Source organism: Ehrlichia japonica (assembly GCF_000632845.1).
Classification (GTDB): Bacteria; Pseudomonadota; Alphaproteobacteria; order Rickettsiales; family Anaplasmataceae; genus Ehrlichia; species Ehrlichia japonica.
Window position 1 is genome coordinate 950,674 of the sequence record NZ_CP007474.1, and the last position, 12,106, is coordinate 962,779.

Consider the following 12,106-nt stretch of genomic DNA (forward strand, 5'->3'; position numbering starts at 1 on the left):
AATTAGTATCCTGTTAAATTTAATGGTAATATGAGTTTCAATTGTAAAAAGAAGTCATATTCTTAAAAGTTATAACAATCAAAAAATCACACATAATAAAAAGGTATTTTCTTTCCATAAAGATATTGTCAAAGATTTAAATTACAGAAGCATACATATGCCGCAATACGTGATCCTATTAATCAATTTATTTGAGAAAGATAATAAAGAGTTCTTATTAAAGACTTTATATTTTTCTTGTATGATAGTTTTTTTTATGACTTAAGCCCTACTTTCAGCATAACTTAAGATTCTTGTTGAATATTAAACACATCTATTAAACAGATACCTAATATAGTACAGTTATGAATACTATGTAAATCATTAAAAGACTTTGTATGAACCTGAATACTAATGGTAATATAAACCAGATGTAACTGTTTCTTTAAAACAAGGCATAAAAAATATAGCTAAGATCACTACGTTTAAAAAAATAAATCTTAAAGTACCCAACATAGATAGTAATTTTAGTATTGCTTAAAATAATGATATATTGTTAACAGACAGAATCCGCAATTACAGCTCGACCAATTTGTAATAGATTAGGTTGATTAAATTGATTTTCCCCTTTGGACAGTTTAATGCTATAGAAACAGGAGTACATAATTTAAAAATATTGTTGGGTAGTAGTATGTTTAAGGACCTTAAAAAAAACTGGACAGCATATTGGCCATAATGTTATTAGAAGATGAAGAGAAAACATCAGAAATGCAATCAAACATGCATAAATGATATTCACCACAGATTAGCTAGAGTTTTAATTTTAAGTCAACAGTATTGTGATACTATAGAACACTTTCTAAAAACTATGTAAAAGAAAACTTGAAGCCATATAAAACCCTACCGAGTTCAATCTAATATAAGCTTTTTTTCATAACACCACTAAGTAAAACCTTCAATTCTGATTGAATTTCATACATTGGTTTGTCTATAATACTATTATATAATAAGTAAGATATACAAAATAAGAAAAAAAAAGCAATACTACGAGGTTTAATATTTTTATTCTAAAATATCCAGACAATATATTAATTATGCCCCCCCATACTGGAATCCAAGAACATAGCAACGTTAACAACATCAAGATCAATTTTATATAAACACCTAATTTTCCATAATCATCCTGCGTCTTATGATACTCTACACGCGCAAAAATTATCATCCTACCTAATATCCAATTAATAATTCCTCCTACAACTGCTCCTAATGCCGATATTAAAAGCATCAAAACATAACTATATCCCCCAAAATAAGCCATTACTTTAAATACAAATATTTTATTTAAGGGTAAAATAAGAGCAGCTACTAAACTATCAACAAATAACAAACTATAAACTTCTATCATCTATAGACATACCATTATACACTTCATGGGACCGGTGCGATTTGAACGCACGACCTCCAGATTAGGAATCTAATGCTCTATCCTACTGAGCTACGGCCCCAATACACTTTCAATCATATAGATTATCCATACAATGTAAACAAATTTTCAACACTCTATTTTCACCTTGCAGGAAATATTCTACTATAATAGATACTTCTATTTCTTTTTACCTATTATCCCCACAAGATAAATTCATGGATAATATTCCAAATATTCTTAACATTAACAAATAAGAATACACATACGTTATACAGAGCTCTCTAATTCAAATCTAGAGCAGACATTTTATATAATAGGCATTTTAATCCGCCTTCACTTATCATTCATGTTATAATTCATGGATAATGTTAACTAAAGTTTCTAACATTAGATAGTAGTACCAATAGGCTATACAATAGAATCTAGATATAAGGAGACATTATACATCAAACAATTATGTCCCCACAATCTAATATTTACATATAACAATGTTTATACTAACCCATTTCGTTTTATAACTTCACACAATTTTTCTATATCTGATGAGCTATGATTCACACTAAATACAAACCTAAGCCTTGGAGTGGGTACAGTAGGAGGACGTATCGCCACAACAAGAAACCCCTCTTCTCTTAAAACTTGTTGTGCATGTAAAGCACTATCTATATCTTTCATAATCAATGGCACTATATGGCTATTAGGCTCAGTAAGATTTAGATTCTTACAAAAAAATTTAGCTAGCTTAATAGGAGTATCATTAACAGATTCGCCTATAATATCCAATGCAGAGCTTGCAGCTGCAATCACCATTGGAGGTAGAGCAGTTGTATATATAAAAGGTCTAGCTTTATTCTGTATATACCTTATAACAACTTTCGATGCGCATACATATCCACCTAAAACACCAATTGCCTTGGATAAAGTACCAATATATATATCTGAATTAGCACAAGGTATTAATCCAAACCCATGAGCACAATCTGTAATAAGCCATGCATTATACTCCTCCGCTAATTTTTTTAACTGACCAATTGGAGCAATATCACCATTCATACTATACACTTGCTCAACCACAATAAAACAGTGCTTATGTAAGCCTCTATATTCCTTTAATATATCTTCACAATGTTTATAATCATTATGCTCAAACCTATAATGCTTGGCAGAGGAAAGCTTAATACCATCAATAATAGAAGAATGCACTAATTTGTCAGCAATAACCATATCATGCCTATGTACCAAAGCAGAAATAACTCCTACATTTGTCAAATAACCACTACTAAATACCAAAGACATTTCTGTATGATACAATTTTGCTAATTTATTTTCTAAGCATTGATAAATGACATTATCACCTGTAATCATACGTGAAGCACCAGCTCCTACACCATAGTTATTTATTGCATTTATAGCCGATTCTTTCAATAAAGGATGCCTTATTAAACCTAAATAATCATTGCAAGAGAAAGAAATTAATTTTTTATCATTTTGATAAATCACATTACCTGCTTCAGATCTAGTTATAGCAGAAGGTTCTCTATATAGATTATCAATCCTCAACTTAATGAGCTCTTGACTTAATATGCTATCTAACATTTAACACTTACAAATAAACTGACTATGCCTTTTGGTAAAGCTACACTTAAATGTAAAATTGTAATATAAAACACAAACTCTAGAGAAGCATAGAAAAATTAAATCAACTTACTCTACACATCATTTTTCAATTAAAAAACTACACCATAAAAATGAGGCTTAAAACCTCTGCATCTAGGAAGAAGTATCATCTAGCTAAACATAAGTACTTTCATATTCTTTAATAGTCAACAATACTATTTGTATCTTTAGGCAACCCCTGACCCAAAGCATTATCATCACGTTGGAGTAATGCTGGATCCTGATATTCACTATTATAATACATAGAATAATCTTCTTTATTTAATAAGGATAACTTCTTAATTTTATTCATTAAGAATCCTGTACCTGCAGGTATCAGTCGACCCACTATCACATTCTCCTTTAATCCATATAAAGAGTCTTCCTTACCAGAAAATGCCGCTTCTGTTAATACTTTCGTAGTCTCCTGGAATGATGCAGCAGAAACAAATGAATTAGTATCAAGACTTGCTCTAGTAATCCCTTGAAGTATTGGAGCATACTTAGCAGGAGATTTACCCATTTTTATCATATTATTATTAGTCTTTATGATTTCTTCCATATCTACATTCTCCCCAACTAAATACATAGTATCTCCTGGTTCAAATATCTCAACTTTTTGCAACATCTGTCTTAAGATTATCTCTATGTGCTTATTATCAATACGTACACCCTGTAACCTATAAACTTGCTGAATCTCAGAGATCATATAATTTGCTAGTGCTTCAACCCCTAAAACACGTAATATATCATGAGGATCAGGATCACCATCCATCAACAAATCTCCTTTGTGTACAAAATCCCCTTCATTTACAATAGTATGTTTACCTTTAGGCACTAAATATTCAACAGGCACCAAACTAACATCTACTGGTTTAATAAATATACGTCTTTTAGACCTATAATAATCTTTTCCAAATTCAACATAACCATCAATATCACTTACTATAGCATGTTCTTTTGGACGCCGCGCTTCAAACAACTCAATTACCCTCGGTAACCCACCTGTAATATCTCTAGTTTTTATAGATTCTCTCGGAATTCTTGTTATTACATCCCCAGCATGAACTTTCTGCCCATCTTGAACATTCAGTACTGCCCCTATCGGTATGAAATAATTTGCTTCCAATCCATTAGATAGCGTTATTACATTACCATTGTCATCAATTAAAACTAATCTAGGCCTGAGGTTAGCACCTTGCAAATGTAACTTCCAATCAACTACTACCCTATTAGAAATACCAGTAGATTCATCTAATACTTCATTAATAGACACACCATCTATTAAATCCATATACTTAATGATACCTGTTTTTTCTGTAATAATAGGCATTGTATAAGGATCCCACTCAGCAATTTTTTCTGTAATTTTTACTAATTGACCATCATTAACATAAAGTCTTGCACCGTAAGGTATAGTATTACGCATCTTTTCATTACCCACACTATCAAGCAATACTACTTCACAAGACCTACTCATAACAATCTTATTACCATACTTATCCTCAACAACATTACTGTTTACTAGTTTCACCTTAGCATCCAATAATGCTATTAAGTTTGAAGTTTCAACACCTCTCATGGCAGTACCACCTACATGGAAAGTACGCATAGTTAATTGAGTACCAGGTTCGCCAACAGATTGAGCTGCTATTACACCAACAGCTTCACCTATTGATACAATATCACCAATAGCAAGATCTCTACCATAACATAAAGCACAAATACCTTTTTTAGCTTCACAAGTAAGAGGAGATCTCACTTTCACAGCATCTAACCCAGCTATTTTTATTTTCTCAACTTTAGCTTCATCTATTAACTCTCCAGCTTTAACAAGCAATTCTTCAGTAATAGGATTATAAACATCAACAGCAGCAACTCTTCCAAGTATAATATTATCTAATGTCTCAACTACAGTTCCACCTTCAATAACAGATCTTATGGCAAATCCATTGTGTGTTTTACAATCATATTCAACAACTATACAATCTTGAGCAACATCAACAAGCCTACGAGTTAAATACCCAGAATTCGCAGTTTTTAAAGCGGTATCTGCTAAACCTTTTCTTGCTCCATGAGTTGAATTAAAATACTCAAATACATTCAACCCTTCACGGAAGTTAGATATTATAGGAGTTTCAATAATTTCACCTGAAGGTTTAGCCATTAACCCTCTCATTCCTGCTAATTGTTTCATCTGTGACGCAGATCCCCTAGCACCAGAATGAGCCATCATATAAATAGAATTTAATTTACTTTCTACATCATATACAGAAATAGCTTTCATCATATCCTTAGCTATCAAATCAGTACACTTAGACCATTCATCTATTACTTTATTATATCTTTCACTCCTTGTGATCAAGCCATCTTGATACTGCACAGCAAATTCTTTAATTTTTTCACTAGCATTATCTACATGCATTGTCTTTGTATCTGGGATAATCATATCCTTGCATCCAAATGAAATACCAGACTGTGAAGCATATTTAAATCCAAGAGACATGAATTTATCTGAAAATTCAACAGTTTCACTTTGACCACAACTTCGATACACTAAATCAACTATAGCTGTAATTTCCTTTACAGTTAAAACCTGATTTACTAAATCAAAAGTTAAATTTTTATGTTGCGGAAATATCTGCCACAATATCAATCTGCCAGGAGTTGTTTCAATTAGTTTAGAATAATATGAAGGCTCTTCATCTGATGCATCATAATTACAATAAGTCATTCTATACTTAATTTTACTACATATATGTACATCCTTATTATGTAAAGCGTATTCCACATGACTAAAATCAGCAAATAATAAAACTTCATCTTCAGATTGAACCTGATCTTGTAATGTTAAGTAATATATTCCAAGTACTATATCTTTTGAAGGAACAATTATCGGCTTACCATTAGAAGGACTCAAAATATTATTAGTAGACATCATCAATATTCTAGCCTCAAGCTGAGCTTCTAATGATAATGGAATATGCACCGCCATTTGATCTCCATCAAAATCAGCATTAAAAGCACTACATACTAAAGGGTGTAACTGTATTGCCTTACCTTCTATTAGAACTGGATCAAACGCCTGTATGCCTAATCTATGTAAAGTAGGTGCTCTATTTAACAATATTGGATGCTCATGTATCACTTCATCCAAAATATCCCAAACTTCTGGCTTTTCATTTTGTATCATCTTATTTGCTAACTTTACTGTTGGCACAATACCATACATTTTTAACTTCGAACAAATAAACGGCTTAAATAATTCTAGAGCCATTTTTTTAGGTAATCCACATTGGTGTAATTTTAAGTTAGGACCAACAACTATTACTGATCTACCAGAATAATCTACCCTTTTTCCCAGCAAGTTCTGTCTAAAACGCCCTTGCTTACCTTTCAACATATCACTTAATGACTTCTTGTACCCTACACTTCCTGCTTTATTAGAAATATAGCTACGACGTGTACTATCAAAAAGAGCATCTACTGCTTCTTGCAGCATTCTCTTCTCATTGCGAATCATAATCGCAGGTGGATTCAATTTTAACAATTTACCCAATCTATTATTACGATTAATAATTGTCCGATAATGATGGTTTAAATCAGAAACTGCTGGCCTTCCATTTTCCAAAGAAACAAGCGGCCTTAAATCAGGCGGTAAAATTGGTATAACTGTTAATATCATCCATTCAGGTTTATTCCCAGAATTTATAAAATTTTCAACAATACGCAATCTTTTTACTATTTTCTTTCGCTTCATCTCTGAAGTTGTAGATTCTAATTCTACTCTAAGACTTGCATTAATTGCATGCAAATCCAACCGGACTAATAATTCCCTAATAGCCTCAGCTCCAGTTAATGCAAGAAAACTATCTTCTCCGTAATTATCCTTTGCTTGATTGTAAGCACTTTCACTAATAACTTCACCTTTAGATAATGGAGTTGCAATTGGATCAATAACTACAAAATCACCGCTATATAAAATATTTTCTATCAACTTAAGCGGCATATCAAGTAATGCTCCTATACGAGAAGGCAGAGACTTTAGGAACCAAACATGCGCTACAGGAGATACAAGTTCTATATGCCCCATCCTTTCTCTACGTACCTTTGATGAAGTAACTTCAACTCCACATTTTTCACAAATGACGCCTCTATAACGTTTTTTTCGATACTTACCGCACAAGCATTCATCATCATTAACTGGCCCAAAAATCTTAGGACAAAAAAGCCCTCCTTTTTCCACTTTAAAAGTACGATAATTAGTAGTAGAAATATCTTTAATTTCACCATACGACATTGCTCTAATACTTTCAGGGCTAGCTATAGATATGCAAATCTTATCAAACGACTGTGCAATACTAGTATAGCCATACAAATCCAACATCTTCATATACTACTACCCTTTAATTATTAATCTTTCACTTCACTATTTAAGAAATCCTTATCTTGCTTTAAAGCAACATCTAAACACAACGACCTTAACTCTTTCACCATGACATTAAAGGACTCTGGTATTCCGCATTCAAAATTACTATCACCTTTAATTATAGACTCGTAAATCTTAACTCTTCCAACAATATCATCAGACTTTACTGTAAGCATTTCTTGTAAAGTATAAGCAGCTCCATAAGCCTGTAATGCCCAACATTCCATTTCTCCAAAACGCTGACCACCAAAATGAGATTTCCCACCTAATGGCTGCTGAGTTACCAATCCATATGGACCAACAGACCTTGCATGTATCTTATCATCTACTAAGTGATGCAATTTCAACATGTATATATATCCCACAGTAACTTTACGATCAAATTTTTCACCAATTCTTCCATCATAAAGATCTACCTGCCCTGAAACATCTAAATCAGCTAACTTTAATAAGTTAGAAATTTGACTATCTTTTGGCCCTTCAAATACCGGAGCAGCCATTGGTACACCATCACGCAACCTTTCTGCAAACACCAAAAGATCATCATCGCTCATAGATTGAATATTATATTTTAAATCTTGTCCATCATACACCTGATCTAAAAAATTTCTCAAATGAGATATTGTCAATTCATCAATATTATCCAATATATGTCCTATCTTTTTCCCTAGATTAACAGAAGCCCACCCTAAATGTGTCTCTAAAATCTGTCCAACATTCATACGAGAAGGGACGCCTAAAGAGTTAAGTATAATATCAACAGGAGTTCCATCTTCTAAGTATGGCATATCTTCAACAGGCACGATGCGGGAAATCACCCCTTTATTACCATGTCTACCAGCCATTTTATCTCCTGGTTGTAGATTATGTTTTACTGCAACAAAAACTTTAACTATACATAAAACACCTTGTGGTAAATCATACCCATAATTTAACTTGTCTATCTTTTGATCGAATTTACTATGAGCATTTTGAATCATCGAATCAAATTTTTCCTTCAAGCCCTTAACTTGAGATAATACAGACTCATCAGACAAATTAATATCCCACCAATCCTTTTTTGGAGTAGATGTTAAATAATCATCCATATCCTGATTATCATACTGCATACCAGAATTTACTAAAACTCTCTTCAATTCATCATAAAAATATTCACTAACTACATCAATTTCATAATCCCTTTCTTTTATAAAGCCATTAATCTCATTTTGCTTAATTAGGAGAGATCTATCATTTTCTTCAACACCACGACGTACAAAAACATGCACATCAACTACTGTGCCCTCAACATCAAGTGGCAAATATAGTGAAGAATCTACACAATCAAATACTTTTTCACCAAAAATAGTAACTAATAATTTTGTCTCTGGAGGCAAAGAAACTGGCGGTCTAGGAGTAACTTTACCAACCAAAATATCCCCAGCAGAAACTTCAGCACCAACATTAACAATTCCAACATCATCCAAATGAGATAAACTATCTTCATTGATATCAGGGACAGACCTCATAATCTTTTCTGGACCAAGTGTTGTATCTCTAACTACACATTCAAACTCCTCTATATGTATAGAAGTAAATACATCTTTTTTTACAACTTCACTTGAAATAACTATTGAATCTTCAAAGTTATACCCTTGCCAAGACATGAAAGCAACTAACACATTCTTACCCAAAGCAAGCTCACCTTGATCAATTGCTGATCCATCAGCTATAACATCATTTGCTTTTACATAATCTCCAGGTTTAACTAAAGGTCGTTGATTAATACAAGTATTATGATTAGAACGCTGAAACTTTCTTAAATTATAAATATCAACACCCAAATACTCATTTTTCTCCTGATCAAACGCACGAATAACTATATATAACCCATCTACCCTATGAACAATACCCCCACGTTTAGCTAAAACAACTGTTCCTGATCCAGCAGCAACTATTAATTCCATACCAGTACCAATCAAAGGAGCATCTGCTTTTAATAGTGGCACTGCCTGACGTTGCATATTAGAACCCATCAAAGCACGGTTCGCATCATTATTTTCCAAGAAAGGTATCAAAGATGCAGCAACTGAAACAATTTGTTTTGGAGAAACATCTATATAATCAACTTCCTCCCTCTTAACCATAACAAAATTTCCATCATGCCTACAGTAAAGCATATCATCAACGAATTGGTTGTTTTCATCAAGAGTAGCACTAGCATCAGCTATATAATAATTACTTTCCTGCATAGCCAACAGATACTCCACCTTATCAGTAACAACCCCTTTATCTACCTTTCGATAAGGACTTTCAATAAATCCATGCTTATTAATACGAGCGTAAATAGCTAAACTACTGATCAACCCAATATTTTGACCTTCTGGAGTTTCAATTGGACAAATTCTTCCATAATGTGTCGGATGTACGTCTCTCACCTCAAATCCTGCCCTTTCTCTGGTTAAACCACCTGGGCCTAAAGCAGATAACCTACGTTTATGAGTAACCTCAGACAATGGATTAGTTTGATCCATAAACTGAGAAAGCTGAGAAGAACTAAAGAAATCTTTTAAAACCGTAGCTAAAACCTTAGGATTTACAAAATCACATGGCATTGCATTATCAAAATTTACCGAAGACATGTAATCCATGATCATTCTTTCAAGTCTCAATATCCCAATTCTAAATTGATTTTCAATAAACTCACCAACAGACCTTACCCTACGATTACCAAGATGGTCTATATCATCAACAGAACCTTCACCATCCCTTAACAATACCAGCTTCTTTATAACATGAATTATATCATCTTTAGTTAATACCGTAATATCTTCACTAATATCTAATCCAAGATGATCATTTAACTTTATTCTTCCAACCGTAGATAGATCATACCTTTCCTTTTCAAAAAACAACCCATCAAAAAAAGCTTTTATAACATCTAAACTAGGCGACTCACCAGAACGCAAAACTTTATATATTTCAAAAAGCGCCTCTTCATAAGATACATTCTTATCCAAAAATAACGTATTTAAAACATATGGACCAACCGTTAAAAAATCTATATTTAGAACAAAAATCTCATCTATATTAAACAATTCTAACTTATTTATATGCTCACTAGTAATATTCTCTCCCGCAGATATAATCAAAGCATTACTACTTGGATCTAACAAGTCATTAGCAATAAATAATCCTTGAATTTCATCAAATGGAACCAAATACTCTGTAAGTCCATCATTAGCTAATTTTTTAGCCATCCTTAAAGTAATTCTCGTATTAGCCTTTACTAGTACATTACCATCTGAACTCATAAGATCATGAGACAACCTAACACCCCTGAACCTATCAGCAACAAATGGAACTATCCATCCTTTTTCACATCTTACATAACGTACTTTATCATAGAAAGTATCTAAAATATCATTATTAGATAAACCTAAAGCTCTTAAAAGCAAAGAAACTGGTAATTTCCTCTTTCTATCAATACGAAAATAAAGTATATCTTTTATATCAAATTCGAAATCTAGCCATGAACCTCTATAAGGAATAATTCTAGCTGAATAAATTAATTTTCCAGAACTATAAGTTTTTCCTTTATCACTATCAAAAAATACACCTGGAGAACGATGCATTTGTGATACTATTACTCTCTCTATCCCATTTATGATAAATGTTCCATGAGAAGTCATAGTAGGAAGATCACCTATGGAAACTTCCTGCTCTTTTATGTACTTTATACTTTTTTCTGAAGTTTCTTCATCTACTACATATTTTACTTCTTTAAAAGATACCTCCTGTACTTTCCATACTATAAAACGCAAAACTATACGTATAGGAACAGAAAAGGTAATACCTCTTTTTATACATTCATACTCATCATACTGTGGCTCACCAATACTATAACTTACAAATTCAAGAACAGCTCGACCCAATAAATCTTGTATAGGAAACATAGATTGAAAAATATTCTTTATTCCACTTTCAGTACTTTGATCTACCCCAATAAATGCATTGTATGAATCTCTCTGTATTTTTATTAAATCAGTTAAAGAATCTTTTATATCTATCGACTTTGCATAAGACAATCTAGGTACTGAACTAAAAGAATTTAATACATATTTAGTAGAAGTTACAGAAGAAGACATTAAAATCCCTCAAGATTAATAAATTACAAACAAAAGCTATATGAAAAACTATTTGATACTAATTTTTGCTCCAGCATCCTCAAGTTTTTTCTTGATTTCTTCAGCTTCTTCTTTCTTATATTTTTTACCTTCTATCAATTCTTTTGAACCTTCTTTTTCAACAAATTCTTTTGCTTCTTTTAATCCTAAACTAGTACATTCCCTTACCGCTTTTATAACAGCAATTTTCTTATCTGCAGCATAACTATCAAAAATTACAGAAAAATCTGTCTTTTCTTCCGCTGCAGCACCACCTTCAGCTTGACTACCACCTGCAGCTGGAACAGCTGTTAACAAACCACCTTTAGGAAACCCTAATTTCTGTTCCATCTTATCTACTAATTCTGCTGCCTTACACAAATCTAAGCTACAAATTTGCTCTACTAAACTATCTATATCAACACTACTCATAATAATTAACCCCAATCATAAAAAATAAAAAAGTATAAA

6 protein-coding genes and 1 tRNA gene are annotated in these 12,106 nt (G+C 32.4%); 1 reads left to right on the forward strand and 6 read right to left on the reverse strand.

Annotation, left to right across the window (positions count from 1 at the left end; all coding sequences use genetic code 11):
* Nucleotides 1–586: 586 nt before the first annotated feature.
* On the forward strand, nt 587–715 hold the full coding sequence (locus EHF_RS04895) for a hypothetical protein (RefSeq protein WP_269493457.1): 129 nt from the start codon (nt 587–589) through the stop codon (nt 713–715).
* A gap of 252 nt (nt 716–967) precedes the next feature.
* Here EHF_RS04895 and EHF_RS03705 read toward each other — a convergent pair whose 3' ends face one another.
* The 6 genes from EHF_RS03705 to rplL form a co-directional block, all read right to left on the reverse strand.
* Nucleotides 968–1,384 carry a YqaA family protein gene (locus EHF_RS03705; RefSeq protein WP_044195368.1) on the reverse strand — a complete coding sequence of 139 codons (417 nt, stop codon included), beginning with the start codon at nt 1,382–1,384 and terminating at the stop codon, nt 968–970.
* 26 nt (nt 1,385–1,410) lie between these two features.
* A tRNA-Arg gene (locus EHF_RS03710) sits at nt 1,411–1,484 on the reverse strand.
* Between the two features lie 413 nt (nt 1,485–1,897).
* The gene (locus tag EHF_RS03715; RefSeq protein ID WP_044195372.1) at nt 1,898–3,001 is read right to left on the reverse strand and encodes an aminotransferase class I/II-fold pyridoxal phosphate-dependent enzyme; all 1,104 of its coding nucleotides are present in this window, start codon (nt 2,999–3,001) and stop codon (nt 1,898–1,900) included.
* A gap of 220 nt (nt 3,002–3,221) precedes the next feature.
* Nucleotides 3,222–7,454, reverse strand: a complete 4,233-nt coding sequence (rpoC, locus tag EHF_RS03720) for a DNA-directed RNA polymerase subunit beta' (RefSeq protein ID WP_044195374.1) — start codon at nt 7,452–7,454, stop codon at nt 3,222–3,224.
* Nucleotides 7,455–7,474: 20 nt separating this feature from the next.
* Nucleotides 7,475–11,617 carry a DNA-directed RNA polymerase subunit beta gene (rpoB, locus tag EHF_RS03725; protein WP_044195376.1) on the reverse strand — a complete coding sequence of 1,381 codons (4,143 nt, stop codon included), beginning with the start codon at nt 11,615–11,617 and terminating at the stop codon, nt 7,475–7,477.
* Nucleotides 11,618–11,665: 48 nt separating this feature from the next.
* Nucleotides 11,666–12,067, reverse strand: coding sequence for a 50S ribosomal protein L7/L12 (rplL, locus tag EHF_RS03730; RefSeq protein WP_044195379.1), 402 nt, complete (start codon nt 12,065–12,067; stop codon nt 11,666–11,668).
* Nucleotides 12,068–12,106: the final 39 nt, after the last annotated feature.